The sequence below is a fragment of the Sphingomonas olei genome, from assembly GCF_045369765.1.
Lineage (GTDB): Bacteria > Pseudomonadota > Alphaproteobacteria > Sphingomonadales > Sphingomonadaceae > Sphingomonas > Sphingomonas panaciterrae.
The window spans coordinates 90341-108001 of the sequence record NZ_JBIQEU010000007.1; the positions used below are offsets into that span (position 1 = coordinate 90341).

The following is a 17661-nucleotide window of genomic DNA, read 5'->3' on the forward strand; positions in this document are numbered from 1 at the left end:
GTGTGACCTATTCGTCATCATCTGACTCCCTGATTTTTATCGATTTTCGTTGAAGATGGGCGCGCGTCGCCCGCCCCCGCCAGCGACGCGGCCAGTGCCTTACTTGTAGCGCCAGCTCGTCAGGTCAGCGCCCTTGGGTGCCGCCGCCTCGATCCGCTTCAGGATCTTGGGCACGTACATCCAGTTATAGCGCAGCCGTCCGATGGAATTGGGCTGCGTCGGATCGCCGTTCCAGCAATGCTCGTCGCGATCACCATAAAGGATCTCGCCACCATAAGCGGGCTGCGCTTTCTTCAGGAAATCCTCCATCAGATAAACGGCGTTGTTCAGGTAGAAATTGTCCATGTCGCCGACATAGATGTGGATCTTGCCCTGCAGCTTTGGCGCCAGCTTCTGCCAGTCACGCTCCAGGATGTGGCGCATGTCGTAATTTTCGCGCCAGTATGCGGCGACGCTGGGGTCGATCTCGCCGGTGGCCTTGTTCCAGATCCGCTTGGGATAGCCGTCCTCGCCCATCGGCGAATAGACCGCTTCCCACACGTCCCACTGACCGCCCGAACGCGTCTTGTCGCCCAGCACCAGCTCCAGCCGGTTCTCGTCCTCGATCGTGTGCGACAGATGGCCGAGGTAATCGCGCTTGCCCGGCTTCGCGACCTTCCCGAACGGGCCGGTCCAGAAATAGGCGTTCTTGTCCTTGTAGATGTCCGTCACCATCGTCTGACGGAAATCGATCGGATCCGGGCAGGCGGCAAAGGCGCCGTTATATTCGTCCGGATAGAAGACCTGCGCCGCCAGCGCTTCCCAGCCGCCGGTCGATCCGCCGTACAGGAAGCGCGCCCAGCCCTGGCCGATCCCGCGGAACTTCTTCTCCAGCGCGGGGATGAAGTCATAGGTGATGGCATCGCCATAGGGGCCGATGTTGGCGGAGTTCACCGCATAGCTGTCATCGTAATAGGGGTTCGAATGGTCAATCTCGACGATCAGCATCCGCGGGAAATCGGGCGAGATCCACTTCTGGTAGAAGTCATACGCTTCCTGCTGCTCCGTCCGGGCGTAGCAGGTTTCGTTCTTGAAGCGCTTGCTGGGCTCGCACTTGATGTCCGCATCAGGCGGCGTGGTGCGGAAACCGCCGAAATCCTCGGGGAAATGCCCGTGGAAGATCGCGAGCGGATATTTCGCCTCGGGGTGCTTGTCGAAATCCTTCGGGACCAGCACGTGGCCGCGCATATAGACGTCGCGACCCCAGAATTTTGACAGGCGCTCGGACTTGAATTTGAAGTGCCGGACGAATTCGGTGTCCTTGGGCTCTTCTACCGGGCCGATCACCTCGGTCAGCGCGACCTTGATCTCACCGGGGCGCTTGGGATCGAAGTTCACCTTCATCGGCTTGCTGATGATGTTGCCCGGCTCCTTGCGCCAGTTCTGCCCCGCACCGCGTGCGGCTGGCAGCTTCACCACCTTGCCGTTGCCCAGCTTGAACGTGTCGTATTTATGGAGGACCGCCTGCACCGTGTAGGTGCCGGCCGGCACATCGGCGAGGCTGCGACCCGGATAGCCGAGCACGTCCTTGCCGACGACGCGGGCCTGGCCGTTGCGGAACCCCTCGACCGCGATGCCGAACACCTGCGCGGCGTCATGGCTGGCGTCGACCTGGAAGCGCGGCTCGCTCTTGTCGTCGGCGGCGAGCACCAGGATGACGCGGCCCTCATAGGGCGCCTCCTTGGCGGCCGGCGCGGAAAGCTCGACGCGAAAATCCTCTGCCTGAAGCGCACACGGTGCCGTTGCCAGCGCTGCCATCGCAGCGCCGACCGCGAATTTCCCTCGCATGTCCAACCCCCCAAAATGCCGCGACGCACTCCCGCTGCGTCGCAACACGGGATTGCCATAGCCATTCGGCTTGTCAACTTTTATTCGCATAGCGAACTAAAGTTTACCTAGCAGAACTACAGGTTATACTTTGCTGGCATGGATGATCCGGCGTGCGGCTGTCACGTCGGGGTGGTTTCAGCTGCAACTTGTTGTGCGGAGCGGCTTGCCGCGGCGGGCCGAAGGAAACGCTGCCCAGTGCAGCATAGTAAGATGCGCCAACTCTATTGTTTACATGGCCTTAGATGATGGCCGTGCACTTTTGCCAGCCCCGCCGAACAGCCGGTCAGCACTCTTCGTAGACCAGTAGATCGGGACAGATCCAGTGCTGCTGCCCCGCCATTTGCGATAGCCGCGACCACGGATGCCACGGCATCGAGCCTCTTCTACGTTCAGATGGTCGCACTGCGAACATCGCGGCGCGCGGTACGGCAAACGAGACGGAGGGCTTCCGATTGGCGGAGTCGGGGCACTTAAGGCGCCCATACGCCTTTCCACCGCTGAGAAAGGGACGGGGAGGCGAGTCGGCGTCGCCTCCCCGTCACGTCATTCCGCGGCTTCGGTCTCCACGAAGCCGGGCCAGTTGCGCATGTAGCTGACGAACTGCGGGCTCAGCCCCTCGTCCAGCAGATGCTGGGTGCTGACCGGGATCGGCGGCGAGCGATAATCGGCGTCCTGCGCCACGCGATTGGGGAAATCGTGCCGCAGGATCGCGCCGCGGCCAATCACCGCGAAATCGCAACCGGCATCGATCACCCCGGCGGCGTCGCGCGCGGTCATCACCTTGCCCGCCGCACCGAGCCGCACGTCGCCGCGCGGCAGATCGGTGAAATAGCTCAGGAGCGACCGGCCCTGATGCTCGGCCTCGACCGGCTCCTTGCTCACGTCCCACAGCGACATGTCGAGATAATCCACGTCGCCACGCTTCAGCACCTCGGCAGCGACGTCGCGCACCTCGGCCATCTTCAGGCCGAATCGCTCCGGCGACAGGCGCAGGCCCAGCTGGAAGTCCGGCCGGCAGGCCGCGCGGATGCCGTCGATGATCTCGAAGATCAGCCGCGCCCGGTTTTCCAGGCTGCCGCCGTAGCGATCGTCGCGGCGGTTGATCTCCGGCGAGAGATATTGCGCGAGGATATAACCGTGCGCGCCATGCACCTCGACCCCGTCGAAGCCCGCCCGCTCGGCACGCTTCGCGGCGGCGATGAAGTCATCGCGCACCTGCTCGGTCTCGGCGGTGGTCAGCCCGCGCGCGCCGGTCTCGGGATCGTCCGACGGGCAGACCGGCGTACCGACCAGTTCCTTGGGCGAGCGATTGCCGGCATGGTGAAGCTGGACCGACGATACCGATCCTTCGGCCCGGATCGCGTCGGCCAACCGGGTCAGCCCCTCCAAATGATCGTCGCTGAAGACGCCGAGCTGCCCTTCGAAGCCCTGCCCGCCCTTTGCCACATGCGCGGCGGCGGTCATGGTCAGCGCGAAGCCGCCGGTGGCACGCATCGTCAGCCAGCGCGCTTCCTCCTCGGACAGCCGGCCGTCCGCGTGGCTCTGCTGGTTGGTCAGCGGTGCGAGCATGAAGCGGTTCTTCCACGCCGGTCCGCGCGTCAGAGTCATTGGTTGAAGCAGCGTTTCGACAGGCACAAAGGTCTCCTTGAAAGGTGATCGTGACGGCCAGGCGACGCGAGCAGAGAGCGCCCGCGCCGCGCGACCGGTTGCGCACAAGGTAATGGCGCTGGCGGAGCGAACAACCCGTTGGCCAGCCATCGATTGACGGGCGATCAGTGTTGGTGCCGATTGTCCATGCCGCGCGTTGACGGCGCGAAGAGGACCGGGTTTTCGTGCATGCGACCATCCAGGCGATCGGGACCGCCGTGCCCGATCAGGATATTCACGCCGCCTTTGTCGACTGGGCGCGCCAGCGGCTGCCCGAGCGGGAGGCGCGACTGTTCGATCGCATGTCGTCGCGCTCCGGCATTGCGCATCGCTGGTCGGTGCTGCCGCTCGCCCCCGGCTCCCCGGTGGCCGAAGGCGGTTTCTACGCGGCCGAGCCGCACCCCGGCACGGCCGCGCGCATGACGCTATATGCCGAGGCGGCGCCTGCGCTGGCCTTGCGGGCGATCGAGCAGCTCGCGCAGCAGCAGCCGCGGGACGGAATCACTCATCTGGTGGTCGCCAGCTGCACCGGCTTCGTCGCGCCGGGGATCGACCAGATCATCGCCGCGCGGCTGGGTCTGTCGCCATCGGTCGAGCGGCTGCTGGTCGGCTTCATGGGTTGTTATGCCGCGGTGGTGGCGCTGCGGTCCGCGCGGCACATCGTGCGATCCGATCCTGACGCGCGCGTGCTGGTCGTGACGGTGGAATTGTCGACTCTCCACCTCCAGGCGTCGCAGGCGCTGGAGCCGCTGCTGGCGATGCTCCAGTTCGGCGACGGCGCTGCCGCGGCGCTCGTCTCGGCCGAGCCCGGCGGGTTCACGATCGAGGCACCCTTCGCCACCACGCTGCCCGGCGCGGCGGAGCTGATCCGCTGGAACATCACCGACCAGGGCTTTGCCATGCATCTGTCGGGCGAGGTGCCCGGCCGCATTGCCACGGCATTGGCGGAGCCGGCGCTGCGCGCGACGATCACTGGCGCGCGGCCGGTCGATCGCTGGGCGGTTCACGCCGGCGGCCGCTCGATCCTCGACGCGGTGGAACATTCGCTGGGGCTGGCCGAGGACGCGCTGGCGCCATCACGCAGCGTGCTTGCGGAGGCGGGCAACATGTCATCGGCGACACTGATGTTCGTGCTCGCGCGGCTGTTGCAGGGCGAGCCGGTCGATCACGGCGTCGCCATGGCGTTCGGGCCTGGCCTTGCCGCCGAGGGCTTCCACTTCCGAAGCGCGGCATGACCGACGCTCGCACGCTCCTGGGGAGCCCGCCCGCGCCGGGTCGTGCCTGGCTTGGCGGATCGCTGGCGCAGCGCGCCGAGGCGGAGGAGCTGATGGATGCCGAGGATCTCGATCCCGCCATCTACGCCGCCGTGGTGCGCGACCTGGCGAGGGTGAACGTCGTGACGCTCGCCGCGCGGCCGACGCTGCGCTTCCTCGCGCGCACGGCCCGGCCGGGACGACGCTATCGCGTTCTCGACGTGGGGTTCGGCGATGGCGACATGCTGCGGTACATCGCCCGCTGGGGCGCACGACGCGGCATTGCCCTTGATCTCACCGGCGTCGATCTCAACCCGCGCAGCGAGGCGGCGGCGCGGGCCCATACGCCGGCCGAGCTGCCGATCACCTGGATCACGGGCGACTATGCCGATCTGGCGGGGCAAAAGTGGGATTTCGTCATTTCCAGCCTCGTCGCGCATCACATGACACACGATCAGCTCGTCGCCTTCCTTGGCTTCATGGAAAGCGAGGCGCGCGTCGGCTGGATCGTCAACGACCTGCATCGCCACCGGCTGTCGCACCTCGGCTATCCATTGCTGGCGCGTGCGTTCGGCTGGCATCCGATCGTCCGGCACGACGGCCGCCTGTCGATCGCGCGCAGCTATCGTCCGGGGGAATGGGCGCCGATCCTGGCCGAGGCGGGCGTCACCCAGGCGCGGGTCGCGCGCCATTTCCCGTTCCGGCTGTGCGTCGAACGCCAGCGCTGATCGTCGGCGGTGGGCCCGCAGGCGCCGCCGCCGCGATCGTGCTGGCGCGGGCCGGTGCGCCGCACCTCCTGGTGGAGCGCAGCCGCGAGACGGGCGACGCCTTGTGCGGCGGGTTTCTCAGCTGGCGAACGCTGGCCGAGCTGCAACGACTGGGTGTGGATGAGGCGGCGCTGGGCCCGGCGCGAGTGACCCGCGTGCGGGTGCTGACCGCGACCCGCGTGGCGGAGGCGCGCCTGCCGCGTCCCGCCCTTGGCGTCTCGCGTTATCGGCTCGACACGGTGATGCTGGACCGCGCGCGCGCGCTGGGCGCAGCGGTGGAGCGCGGCGTGGCGGTACGCAGCATCGCAGGCGGCGTCCGCACCGACGATGGCGCGACGATCGGGCATGACGCGCTGTTCCTGGCCAGCGGCAAGCATGACGTTCGCGGCCTGCCGCGCCCGGCGGCTGCACGCGGCGACGATCCCGCGCTGGGGCTGCGCCTGCGCCTTGTCGCCTCACCCGCGCTCGACCGGCTGGTCGGCGACGCGGTCGAGCTGCACCTCTTCGATCGCGGCTATGCCGGCGCGGTGCGGCAGGAGGACGGCAGCGTGAACCTGTGCCTCGCAGTCCGGCGGTCGCGGCTGCGCATGGCGGGCGATCCGGCCGCGCTGCTTCGCGCGATCGGCGACGAGCTTCCTGCGCTCGGCGACCGGCTGGGGCACCTCGACAGCCCCATCATCGATGCGGTGGCCAACGTTCCTTATGGCTGGCGGACGCCAGCGGGGCCGGCGGGGCTGTTCCGACTGGGCGATCAGGCCGGCGTGATCCCGTCACTTGCCGGCGAAGGGCTGGCCATCGCGATCACCAGCGGCAGCGACGCCGCACGGGCCTATGTGCGCGGGGGTGCGGCGGCGGCGCCGAACTGGCAGGCGAGCTTCCGCACGGCGTTGCGCCGGCCGATCGGCCTCGCCGCGATCATCAGGGGCGTGGCAGAGCGCCCTGCGCTGGCGACGCCGATGGTGGCGGCGGTGTCACGCGCGCCCGCGCTGCTGCGGCTGATGGCGCTGGCGACGCGCACCCGGGTAGCGCGCCGCGATTGAACGGCAGAGGCGCGGCCGGTTGCGCGGCGCTCAATGCACCGCGTGGCTCAGCCCGGTCGGCGACAGCGCCATCAGGCTGGCGGCAAGCTCCGCCGCGCGGAACGGCTTGGTCAGGCGCGGCAGGCTGGCGTCGATCCCCTCCTCCTCGGCATAGCCCGACACGATCAGCACCGGCAGCCCGGGACGAAGCGTCGTCAAGGCATGGGCCAGCTGCGCGCCGCTCATCCCCGGCATCAAGTGATCGGTGACGACCACATCGGGTTCGAGCCCGCCGTTGACCAAGGTCAGCGCCCCTTCGGCGGAGCGCGCCTCCACCACCTTGTAGCCAAGGTCGACCAGCATGTCGGCGGTGCTCATCCGCACCAGATCCTCATCGTCCACGACCAGCACGGTGCCGAGCGCGGTGCCTTGGGTCGGTAGGTGAAGCGTTGGGGCGCTGAGATCCGCCTCGCTGGCGCTCATGGGCAACCACAGGGTGATCGTAGTGCCCTGGCCCGGCGTGCTGTCGATCGTCAGTTCGCCGCCCAGCTGCGCGGCAAGGCCGTGCACCATCGAGAGGCCCAGCCCGGTCCCCTTGCCCACCCCCTTCGTCGAGAAGAAGGGCTCGATCGCGCGCTTCACCGTCTCCGCATCCATGCCGGTGCCGGTGTCGATCACGCTCAGCCGAACATAGCGCCCCGTCGGCAGTCCGCCGGGGCGATCAGCGCGAACCTTGTCGGGATGCGCCGCGATCGTCAGCTGGCCGCCGTCCGGCATGGCGTCGCGGGCATTCACCGCCAGGTTGAGGAGCGCCATCTCGAGCTGGTTTGCGTCCGCCATCGCGGGGGGAAGCTCGGCCGCGAGATCGGTGCGCAGCTCCACCGTGGGCCCCAAGGTGGAGCGCATCAGCCCCATCATTCCCTCGACCACCCGGCCGACATCGACCGCGGTCACCTTCAAGGGCTGGCGCCGGGCGAACGCGAGCAGGCGCTGCACCAGGGTCTTGGCGCGCTCGGCCGATTGCAGCGCGCCGTTGATCAGCCGCCGCTCGCGATCGCTGCCGACGCCATGGCGGACGAGCATGTCGAGCGAGCCGATGATCGGGGTGAGCAGGTTGTTGAAATCATGCGCGACACCGCCGGTCAGGCTGCCCATTGCCTCCATCTTCTGGCTCTGGCGCAATGCCTCCTGCGCAATCTCCAGCTCCGCCTCGCGGGCCTTGGTCTCGCTGAGGTCGCGGCCGACGGCGATGAAATTGACCCCGTCGGGTTCAGGCGCGACGGTCCACTCGATATGCCTCCAGCCGCCGTCGCGCGTAGCGATGCGGTTCTGGAACCGCGCCGCACTGCGCGTCTTGGCCATGTGGGCGATCGCCGCGAGGGTCGGGCCGGTATCCTCGTCATGCATGAAGGTCGCATAGCCGCGCGACAGCAGCTCATCCTCGCTCCAGCCCAGCACCTGAGTCCAGGCAGGGCTGACCGCGGACATCATCCCCTGATAGTCAGCCCGAGCCAGCATGTCCTGCGACAGGTTCCACAGCCGGTTACTCTCGGCGGAGCGCAGCGCAACCTGCGCCTCGAGCGTCTCGTTCAGCTCGCGCAGGGCGAGTTCGGCGCGGGCCCGCTCAATGGCGCTTTTGACGCGCTCGCCCACCTCCTGCACCAGGCTTTCCTCCGCCGGGGTCCAGGCGCGCGGCGTCGCGCTCTGTACCGCCAGCAGGCCGACCCATTGCTCGCCCTCGAACAGCACCACGTCGATGAAGGCACCCACCTGCCGATCGGTCAGCCCGGCACGAGCGCCATCGCTGAGCCGATCGTCGTCGGGCACGTCACGCACCACCACGGGGGTGCCGATCTGATAGGCGTTGAGGAGGTCGTCGCCAAACGACACGAGCGAATGACGCCCGACGATCGTCGCTACGCCATGATGATAATCATCGGTCACGGTCATCATGCCGTGGTCGATCTCGGCATAGAATACGCGGCTCGCCCCCAGCCATTCACCCAGTCGCACCGAGGCTGCGCGGGTGATCTCCGCCGGCGTGCGAAGCGTGCGCAATTCGTCCGACACGGACAGGAGGAACTGGCTGCGCCGCTCCGCCGCCACCCGCTCGGTCGTCTCGGCGAGGATGCAGATCACCCCGGCAGGCCGGCCGCTTTCATCGGGCACCGGCGAGTAATCGAGGTCCATCCAGACCTTTTCGGGCCGGCCATTGCGATTGAGCGTCAGTTCCTGGTCGCGATAATGGAGGGTGCGCCCGGCCAAGCACACCCGCATGACATTGTCGTTGAAATCGGCGACCTCGGGCCAGCCCTCGCGCACGTTGGAGCCGAGCAGGTCGGGGTGCCTGCCACCGGCGAACACCGAATAAGCGTCATTGTAGAGCATGACGCCCTCTTCGCCCCACAGCATCACGATCGGCACGGGGGAGCGCAGCAGGAGGGCGGTGGCGCTGCGCAGGCTGTGCGGCCAGCCGTCGAGTGGGCCGAGCGGGGTTTGCGACCAGTCATTTGCGGCAACCAGATCGGCGCACGACCTCTCCACAACCCTGGCATGTCCATTGCCGTGGCGGAGACCCTGCGGCGAAAAATCCAACATCGTCAGAGCAAGATCCTGCATGCCGGGGATAAATACGGTCGGCGTTCGAAAGATTTAACGCGACCTAACCTAAATTGCTCCGCACGGGAATCCGCCGATCGCCCAATCCTGCGATACGATGCATGAAGATGGGACAAGCCGTGCGCGTGGACCCGCACATCGTTGTGCGCGCGGCCGAGCGTTCACCCGCCGCCGCCCCGTCGGCTTTGCAGCGGGGGCCTTGCATCCCCATGTTGCCATCATGGACGACGACGTGAACCGCCTGGGCCTGATCGATGATGAGGACATCGTGCTGGACGAAGCCGCGCTCGCGCTCGCCCGACTGGACCAGCCGGAGGTTGATCTCGACGCCTATGACCGCGTCCTCGACGCCATCACCGCGGGGCTGGAGCGGATCGGCGAGGATCGCGAGGACGCCGCCGAACAGGCCGCGGCGTTGCAAACGGTGCTGGGCGACGAGTTTGGCTTCATCGGAGACGACCAGACCTATGACGATCCGGCCAATGCCGATCTGATCCGGGTGATCGATCGCCGCCGCGGCCTGCCGATCAGCCTGTCTATCCTCTATGTCGCGGCAGCGCGCCGACTGGGCTGGCGTGCGGAGATCCTCGATTTTCCGGGCCACGTACTGGTGCTGGTCGGGGCCGATGTGGCGCCGGTCATCATCGATCCGTTCATCGGCGGGGCGCGCGTCGATGCCGAGCGGCTGGCGGCATTGGCCACCGCCTTCGCCAGCGACAATGGCCCGGTGACTCATGTCAGCGCCATGCCCAATCGCGCGATCCTGATCCGCCTGCTGCAAAATCAGGCGAGCCGCGCCGAACAGGCCGGCCAGGGCCGCCGCGCGCTGACCCTCTATGAACGGATGACGTTGGTCGCGCCCGAATATGCCCATGCCTGGTGGCAGCGCGCGCGGCTGGAGCTGGTCGACGGCGACATCGCCAAGGCGCGCGCGAGCCTTGGCACGATCCTGGAAATCACCCGCGACGCCGAATTGCGCCAGCGAGTCACCGACACGCTGAACGCGCTCGCCGCCGCCTGATCAGCCTGCCGCCCCCACCCGCTGCCAGGTCAGCCGGGTGACATAGGTCTGGCCGGATTTCGAGACTTCCGGCTCGGTCACCAGCTCGATCCGGTCCTCGCCCAGCGGCACGATCAGCCGCACGAAGCTGGTACCAACCCGCGTCGGCTGAGAGGCGAACAATATGTCGTGCGTGACCCGGTCGCCATCGCGCCGCCAGGTGCCGGCATAGGAGAAGAACTGGGTGAAGCTGTCGGCCTTCGGGTCGCCCGCCGCTGCCCAGGCGGGGTCCATCAGGAATGCCGACATGCGGCCGTCGGCGGTGTATTGCAATTGGCCAGCCGGCGGATCGCCGAACGTCCGGCGCTCCTCGCTGCCGCGCTGGCTGACGCAGGACAGCAACGTCCAGGTGCCGAGAAGATCGATCATGAGGTCCTTGTGCATTCGAGAGCAGGCGCGGGCAGCCGCCAGTGATCGGCCGCCGCCCGCGCGATAGCGACAGCGTCAGGCCGCGACGGCTTCCTTGCGCTTCTTGCGCACGATCGTCTGCGTGTTGGTATATTCCAGCAGGCCCTCGACGCCGCCTTCGACGCCAACGCCCGACTGCTTCATGCCGCCGAACGCCGCCATCGGCGACAGATGCTGCGTCTCGTTGACCCACACCGTGCCGCTGGCGATTCGCTGTGCGATCTCGAACGCCTTGTCCTCGTCATTGCCCCAGACGGAGCCGCCGAGGCCATAATCGGTCGCATTAGCGCGCGCGACGACATCGTCCACATCGTCGAACTTCAGCAGCGGCAGCACCGGGCCGAACTGCTCCTCCTGCACGATCCGCGCGTCCTCCGGCGGATTGTCGAGGATCGTCACCGGCACGAAATAACCCGGCACATCGGCCTTCTCGCCGCCGACCAGGAAAGTGTAGCCCTTGTCCTTGGCGTCCTGGATCAGCTCCAACACGCGGGCATATTGCTGCTTGTTGTTGATCGGCCCGATCTGCGTCCCCTGTTCGGACCCATCGCCGACCTTCACCGTCCTGGCATAAGCGACCAGTGCGTCGCGCAGCTGATCGTAGATGTCCTTGTGGACGTACATCCGCTTGGTCGCGATGCAGATCTGGCCGTTGTTGCGGAACGCGGCCCAGAACAGCTCCTCGGCGACCTTTTCCACGTCCACATCCGGCATCACGATCGCCGCGTCATTGCCGCCCAGTTCCAGCGTCACGCGCTTCAGCGTCGGCGCGGCGGACTGCATCACCCGCTTGCCGGTCGCGGTCGATCCGGTGAAGCTGATCTTGTCGAAGCCGGGATGGCTCGTCATCCACGGCCCCAGATCGTCGCCGCCGGTCACGATGTTGAGCACGCCCGGCGGCAGCAGCTGCGCCGCCAGCTCACCGAATTTCAGCGTCGACAGCGGGGTGAAGGGCGATGGCTTCAGCACCATCGTATTGCCCGCCAGCAGCGCCGGGCCGACCTTGAACATCGCCAGGATCATCGGGAAATTCCACGGCGCGATCGCGCCCACCACGCCCAGCGGCACATGGCGCGTCTCGCTGTAGCGTTCGTCCGAATCCTCGTTGACGGTGACGGGCAGGTCGAGTTGCGAGGCGGCCATCAGCCAGTATCCTGCGCCCATCACCTCGCCCTGCGATTCCGCGTGCGGCTTGCCCTGCTCCTTGGTGAGGAGGCGCATCAGCGGATCGGCATTGGCCATGATCGCCTGGCCCAGCGCCGCGAGCTTCGCCTTGCGCTCGGCGATCGGCGTCGCGGCCCAGCCGGGGTATGCCTTGCGCGCCGCGTCGATCGCCTTGTCGAGATCCTCGCGCGTGGCGTCGGGCACGCTGGCGATCACTTCCTCATTGGCGGGATTGACCACGTCGAGCGTTGCGGAGCCGGTCACCAGCTCGCCGCCGATCAGCATGCGATAGTCACTGTCGAAGTTCATCGCGTCTCTCTCCTGATTCTGTTTGCGCCTCCCATAACAGAAGTTACGGGTGTCGCACCATCATCTGTGCGGGGGAGGATCGTGACGTTGCATTCCGAAGGTCATCAAGGGGACGCCGCCAGCGCGCACCCGGCCAGCGCCACGCCAGCCTCCTTTCTTCAGGTGGAAAATACCCCCGATCCGCTCAGCTACCGCCTCGCGATCACCGACCAGATCTGCGTCGGGCCGCCCGGCAACGTCTTCATGTTCGGCGGCGTCGGGCTGGGCGCCGCAACGGTCGCGGCGGAGCGTGCGACCGGCCGGCGGGTGATCTGGTCCAGCGCGCAATTCATCTCCTACGCGCGGATCGGCGACACGCTGGATCTGCGGGTCGAGATGCTGTCCGCCGGGCGCAACATCAGCCAGGTGCGCGTCACCGGCACCGATGCGGGGAAGCCGATCATCAGCGTCAATGCGGCGCTGGGCGATCGCGAGAACATGCCCGCGCATCAATGGACCGCGGCCCCCGATATGCCCCCGCCCGACGAATGTTCGCCGCAACAGATGTGGCCGGCGCAGGACGCGGCGTTGATGAGCCGGCTCGACGTGCGCGTCGCGCCCGGCCGCTATGGCGCGGTGCCGCGCGATGGCACGCCCTCACCCGACGGGCGCATGGTGCTGTGGATGCGCCCGCGCGACGGATCACCGATCGACGCCAGCCTGCTCGCCATCTTTGCCGATTTCGTCCCCTCCGGCCTCGCCGTCGCCTTCGGCCGCCGCGGCGGTGGCAACAGCCTCGACAACACGATGCGCGTGGCCACGCTGGTCCCGACCGACTGGGTGCTTTGCGACGTGCGGATCAGCGCGGCGGCGCGCGGCTTCGGCCATGGCGCGATCCACATGTTCGCCCAGGACGGAACGATGATCGCCAGCGGCAGCCAGTCGGCGATCCTTCGCTTCATGGATGGACCGTGAGATCTGGTTAAGTCCCTGTTTACCCTCATTCGCGCGGAACGATCAGCGATCCGGCGGGCTTTCCCATCATTGCATCAGCTGACGCACATGGAGGGATGATGAGCACGACCATTGTATCCGCGATCTTCGACAGCCGCCACGAGGCGGAGCGCGCCGTGTCCGACCTGCGCCACAGCGGTGTCAGCGACGACGCGATCTCGCTCCTCGCGCGGCATGACGAGGACGGCCACGAGACCGGCCCCGATGGCAGCACGCAGGAATTCGTCGGCAAGGTGGCCGCTGGCGCCGGCATCGGCACGCTGCTGGGTATTGCGGCGCTCGCCATCCCGGGCGTTGGCCCGCTGGTCGGCGCCGGGGCGATCGCGGCATCGGCCGTGCCCGGTGCAGCGATCACCGGCGCGGCGCTGGGCGGTGCGGCGGGCGGCCTGGAAAAGGTGATGACCGACCATGGCGTCAGCCGCGAGGACGCCGCTTATTATGGCGACCGCATCCACCAGGGCGGCGTGTTCGTCTCGGTCGACACCAACGCGGCTCGGATCGATCCGGCAACCGTCGCCGACATCCTTTCCCGCGCCGGCGGGCACAGCGCGACGCGGCCGCGCACCGCCGCCGTCTGAACGTGTCGCGGGCGGGGGTGCGTTCACCGCCCTTGCCCGCAACGGTCCCTCAGGCGAAACCGACCACAGCATGCGGCACATAGGCCGCCTCGAGCTCGGCGATTTCCGCATCGCTCAGCACGATATCGAGCGCGGCGATCGCATCCTCCAGATGTGCCGCCTTTGACGCGCCGACGATCGGCGCCGACACCTCGGGCTTCGCTAGCACCCAGGCCAGCGCGATCTGCGCGCGCGGCACGCCGCGCCCGGCGGCGACCCTGGCCACCGCCTCCACCACTTTGCGATCAGCCTCGGCGGTGCGGCGGTACAATGTCTGTCCGAACTTGTCGGTCTCCGACCGCGGCGTGCTTTCATCCCAGTCGCGCGTCAGCCGCCCGCGCGCCAGCGGGCTCCACGGGATGACGCCGATGCCTTCCGCCGCGCACAGCGGCAGCATCTCGCGCTCTTCCTCGCGATAGAGCAGGTTCAAGTAATTCTGCATGCTGACGAAACGCGTCCAGCCATTCGCCTCGGCGACGTGGAGCATCGTCGCGAACTGCCACGCATACATGGACGAGGCACCGATGTAGCGCGCCTTTCCGGCCTTCACCACGTCGTGCAGCGCCTCCAGCGTTTCCTCAATCGGCGTGTCATGGTCGAACCGGTGAATCTGGTAGAGGTCGACATAATCGGTACCGAGCCGCGTCAGGCTGGCGTCGATTTCATGCATGATCGCCTTGCGGCTGAGGCCGGCGCCGTTTGGGCCTGGCCGCATCCGACCGTGGACCTTGGTAGCGATCACCACATCCTCGCGCCGGCTGAACTCGCGCACGGCGCGGCCAACGATCTCCTCCGAACTGCCCTCGGAATAGACGTTGGCGGTGTCAAAGAAGGTAATCCCCGCCTCGAATGCCTGGCGCAGCAAAGGCCGGCTGCGATGCTCGTCGAGCGTCCATTCATGGTTGCCGCGCGCCGGATCGCCATAGGTCATGCATCCCAGGCACAGCCGGGATATTTCAAGACCCGTCGTGCCAAGCCTTACATATTCCATCGCGTCTCTCCTTTGTCGCCGTGCTTTATCGCTGCGTGACCGCCACCGCACGTCCGATAGCGAAAAGAACGCGTGCACATGAACATTTGCCGCGACCGGCTATTCCGGCAGGGACGGACAAACGCAGCAGTTGAATGATCGATAAGGTTGCTGACCGTTTGTTCAACACATCATAGGTTATTTGGCGGTTTTACCGTAGCTTGATTCCTTTGTCGCAGATCAGGGTCGTCGATTCCGTTGCTGGGCGAATCGATCGGGGGGAGCATTCGAGGGTGCAACATGTGTCGGCTCAGGTGATGCGTGCTGGTTCAGCGCCGCTGACCGGGCCGGGCGCGCATCCGCCTGCCGAGACCGCTACGGAGAGCGCCCGGCCGGGCAGCGTGCCGGGGGCGAGCCGCGCCGGGCTGGAAATCGTTCTCAGCCGGGCGCGCGTCGGCATCCTCCATCGCGATCTCGAACGGCGCGTGCTGCTGGTCAATGATGCCTTCTGCGCGATCGTGGGCCGCTCTTGGGACGAGCTGGCCGGGCTTCCGTTCGAGGCGTTCACCCACCCCGACGACCGGGAAAGGTCGAGCCGTCTGTATTTGGAGCAGCTCGCCAGGGCAGAGCCGTTCGAGATTGAGAAGCGCTACATCCGCCCCGACGGGTCGGCGACCTGGTGTGCCGTCCACGTGTCGTTCGTGCTGGATGCCGCGGGTCGCCCGCAATCGACCATCACCGTCGCATCCGACATCGGCGCCCGTTACGAGGCGCAGCAGGGCCTGCGCGAGAGCGAGGAACATTATCGCCACACGGTGGAACTCGCCCCGCAGATCGCCTGGTCGGCCGATGCCCACGGAGCGGTGGTCGAGATCAGCCCGCGCTGGTCGGAGATCACCGGCGTCGATCCCTATGATGCAACACGCGATTCCTGGCTCGACGCGATCCATCCCGATGATGTCGAGCGCACGCAGCGCGCGTGGCGGCGGGCGGTCGACACAGGCGAGCCGATCGACCTGACCTATCGCCTGTTGTGCCAGGGATCGCCGCGCTGGTTCCGGGCCCGCGCCGCGCCGCGCACCGATGCCGCCGGGGAGGTGATGCGCTGGTACGGTACGCTGGAGGACATTCACGAACAGCGGATCACCGAACAGGCCCTGCGTGACAGCGAGGAGCGGTTCCGCCTCGCCGCGCAAGCGGCCGGGCTGGGTATCTGGGATTATGACGCGGTGAACCAGCGCCGCGAATGGTCCGCCGAGTTCAAGGAGATGCTGGGCCTGTCGCCGCATACCGTGCCCTCGCTCGATACCGCCATGTCGGTGGTGGTGCCCGAGGACCGTCATCTGTTGCAGGCGCTGGCGACGGCGGCCTGGTCGGGGGACAGCAGCGCGCAGTTCGACGTGACCTTGCGCATCCGCCGCCCCAGCGACCTCGAGGAACGGTGGATGCAGACCAGCGGCTGGCGCATCCGCGCGTCGACCGGGCGGCTGGAGCGTATCCTCGTCACCATCCGCGACGTGACCGAGGAGCGTACCGCCAAGGAACGGATCCGCTGGACCGCCACGCACGACGCACTGACCGGTATTCCCAACCGCAGCCATTTCACCGGAGAACTTGAGGCGGCACTGGCGGGAACGCCGCCCGGCAGCCAATTGGCGCTGGTCCTGCTCGACCTCGATCATCTGAAGGAGATGAACGACACGATCGGCCATGACGCGGGCGACATGCTGCTGCGGACCTTCGCGCGGCGGCTGCAGCAGGCGTTCGGGCCGCGCGCGGCGATCGGCCGGCTGGGTGGCGATGAATTTGCCGTGCTGCTGAGCGGCGTGCCGGGCGAGCGCGTCCAGGCGCATGTCTCGCGCGCATTGCTGAGGCTGCGCCAGCCGTTCGAGTTCGACGGCTACACCTGCGACACGCAGGCGACCGCGGGCGCTGCGCTGTTCCCCGCGCACGGCACCACCGCCGACGAATTGCTGAAAGCGGCCGATATCGCGCTCTACGTCGGCAAGGCGCAGCGCCGTGGTGAGATATCCTTGTTCGAGCCGGCCATGCGCGCCGATGCACAGCGCCGCACCTCAATGCTGAACGTGGCGCGCGTCGCGGTGCGCGATGCGCTGGTCGTCCCTTATTACCAGCCCAAGATCTGCCTCTCGACCGGTCGGATCGTGGGTCTGGAGGCGCTGCTGCGCTGGCGCGACGACCTGCTGGGCGTGCAGGGGCCCGACACCATCGCCGCCGCATTCGAGGATCTGGGGCTGGCGATCGCGATGAGCGACCGGATGCTGGGATGCATCGCGGACGACATGCGCCGCTGGATCGACCGCGGGGTGCCGCCTGTGCCCGTCGCCGTCAATCTGTCACCCGCCGAGTTCCGCCACGACGGGCTGGTCGATCGCATCACCCGCCCCTTCCGCCAGCGCGGTGTGCCGTTCGAGCGGATCGAGCTTGAGATTACCGAGACCGTGCTGCTGGGCCGCGACACCGACCGGCTCGCGGCAACGCTCGCCACCTTCCACGATCATGGCTTTCGCATCGCGCTCGACGATTTCGGTACCGGCTATGCGTCGCTGACCCATCTCAAGACCTTCCCGGTCGACGTGATCAAGATCGACAAGACGTTCGTGTCGAACCTGCGCGCGGAGTCGCACGATGCCGCGATCGTGGATGCGATCATCACGCTCGCCAAGCGGCTCGACATGGCGGTCGTTGCTGAGGGCGTCGAGCAGGACGAGCAGGCGGAATATCTCGCCCGGCGCGGCTGCAATTATGCGCAAGGCTATTTGTACAGCGAGGCGGTGCCGGCGGAGGCGGCGGAGGCGCTGCTGCGTGCTGGCGCACCTGCTGGAGACCGGTGCGCGCCGCGCGCCTGACGCGCAAAGCTGGCCTCACCCATTCCCCGAAAACGACGCCCCCGTTCTTGACACGGGGCCGCGCAACACGGATCACGTCCGCAATTAAGCGATAAG

Annotated in this window: 13 protein-coding genes; 7 read left to right on the forward strand and 6 right to left on the reverse strand. The window is 67.2% G+C overall.

Annotated elements, in window-relative coordinates; genetic code table 11:
* Window positions 1-99: 99 nt before the first annotated feature.
* Window positions 100-1827 (reverse strand): alpha/beta hydrolase, encoded by a 1728-nt coding sequence (locus ACH0BU_RS10035; protein WP_296217820.1) that lies wholly within the window; start codon window positions 1825-1827, stop codon window positions 100-102.
* A 585-nt stretch (window positions 1828-2412) separates the two neighbouring features.
* The gene (locus tag ACH0BU_RS10040; protein ID WP_314472371.1) at window positions 2413-3477 is read right to left on the reverse strand and encodes an oxidoreductase; all 1065 of its coding nucleotides are present in this window, start codon (window positions 3475-3477) and stop codon (window positions 2413-2415) included.
* Between the two features lie 224 nt (window positions 3478-3701).
* Here ACH0BU_RS10040 and ACH0BU_RS10045 point away from each other — a divergent pair, with 224 nt between their 5' ends.
* The 3 genes from ACH0BU_RS10045 to ACH0BU_RS10055 all read left to right on the forward strand — a co-directional run bounded on the left by ACH0BU_RS10045 (window position 3702) and on the right by ACH0BU_RS10055 (window position 6576).
* Window positions 3702-4751 carry a type III polyketide synthase gene (locus ACH0BU_RS10045; protein ID WP_500264009.1) on the forward strand — a complete coding sequence of 350 codons (1050 nt, stop codon included), beginning with the start codon at window positions 3702-3704 and terminating at the stop codon, window positions 4749-4751.
* Window positions 4752-4843: 92 nt separating this feature from the next.
* Window positions 4844-5497, forward strand: coding sequence for a methyltransferase domain-containing protein (locus tag ACH0BU_RS10050; protein ID WP_296217915.1), 654 nt, complete (start codon window positions 4844-4846; stop codon window positions 5495-5497).
* Window positions 5476-6576, forward strand: a complete 1101-nt coding sequence (locus tag ACH0BU_RS10055) for an NAD(P)/FAD-dependent oxidoreductase (protein WP_296217828.1) — start codon at window positions 5476-5478, stop codon at window positions 6574-6576. The genes ACH0BU_RS10050 and ACH0BU_RS10055 overlap by 22 nt, the downstream gene beginning before the upstream one ends.
* 30 nt (window positions 6577-6606) lie before the next feature.
* Here the strand turns inward: ACH0BU_RS10055 and ACH0BU_RS10060 are convergent, their stop codons facing one another.
* Window positions 6607-9174: a PAS domain S-box protein gene (locus ACH0BU_RS10060; protein WP_296217830.1), complete on the reverse strand. Its 2568-nt coding sequence runs from the start codon at window positions 9172-9174 to the stop codon at window positions 6607-6609.
* 220 nt (window positions 9175-9394) lie between these two features.
* Between ACH0BU_RS10060 and ACH0BU_RS10065 the strand changes: the two genes are divergently transcribed.
* Window positions 9395-10195: a SirB1 family protein gene (locus ACH0BU_RS10065; protein ID WP_136450375.1), complete on the forward strand. Its 801-nt coding sequence runs from the start codon at window positions 9395-9397 to the stop codon at window positions 10193-10195.
* Here the strand turns inward: ACH0BU_RS10065 and ACH0BU_RS10070 are convergent, their stop codons facing one another.
* Window positions 10196-10603 carry a lipocalin-like domain-containing protein gene (locus ACH0BU_RS10070; RefSeq protein ID WP_186314032.1) on the reverse strand — a complete coding sequence of 136 codons (408 nt, stop codon included), beginning with the start codon at window positions 10601-10603 and terminating at the stop codon, window positions 10196-10198.
* A 75-nt stretch (window positions 10604-10678) separates the two neighbouring features.
* Entirely contained in the window at window positions 10679-12115 is a 1437-nt protein-coding gene (locus tag ACH0BU_RS10075; protein WP_314472375.1) for an aldehyde dehydrogenase family protein, read from the reverse strand.
* A gap of 81 nt (window positions 12116-12196) precedes the next feature.
* Between ACH0BU_RS10075 and ACH0BU_RS10080 the strand changes: the two genes are divergently transcribed.
* Together ACH0BU_RS10080 and ACH0BU_RS10085 are read left to right on the forward strand one after the other, a co-directional pair.
* Entirely contained in the window at window positions 12197-13069 is an 873-nt protein-coding gene (locus ACH0BU_RS10080; protein ID WP_314472376.1) for an acyl-CoA thioesterase, read from the forward strand.
* Window positions 13070-13167: 98 nt separating this feature from the next.
* A complete protein-coding gene (locus ACH0BU_RS10085; RefSeq protein WP_296217839.1) occupies window positions 13168-13686 on the forward strand; it encodes a hypothetical protein in 519 nt (172 codons plus the stop codon).
* A gap of 49 nt (window positions 13687-13735) precedes the next feature.
* On the opposite strand, the gene ACH0BU_RS10090 is transcribed toward ACH0BU_RS10085, so the two are convergent.
* Complete coding sequence (locus tag ACH0BU_RS10090) at window positions 13736-14716, reverse strand: aldo/keto reductase (protein ID WP_296217841.1); 981 nt, start codon at window positions 14714-14716, stop codon at window positions 13736-13738.
* Between the two features lie 296 nt (window positions 14717-15012).
* Here ACH0BU_RS10090 and ACH0BU_RS10095 point away from each other — a divergent pair, with 296 nt between their 5' ends.
* Complete coding sequence (locus ACH0BU_RS10095; protein ID WP_296217844.1) at window positions 15013-17565, forward strand: sensor domain-containing protein; 2553 nt, start codon at window positions 15013-15015, stop codon at window positions 17563-17565.
* Window positions 17566-17661 lie beyond the last annotated feature (96 nt).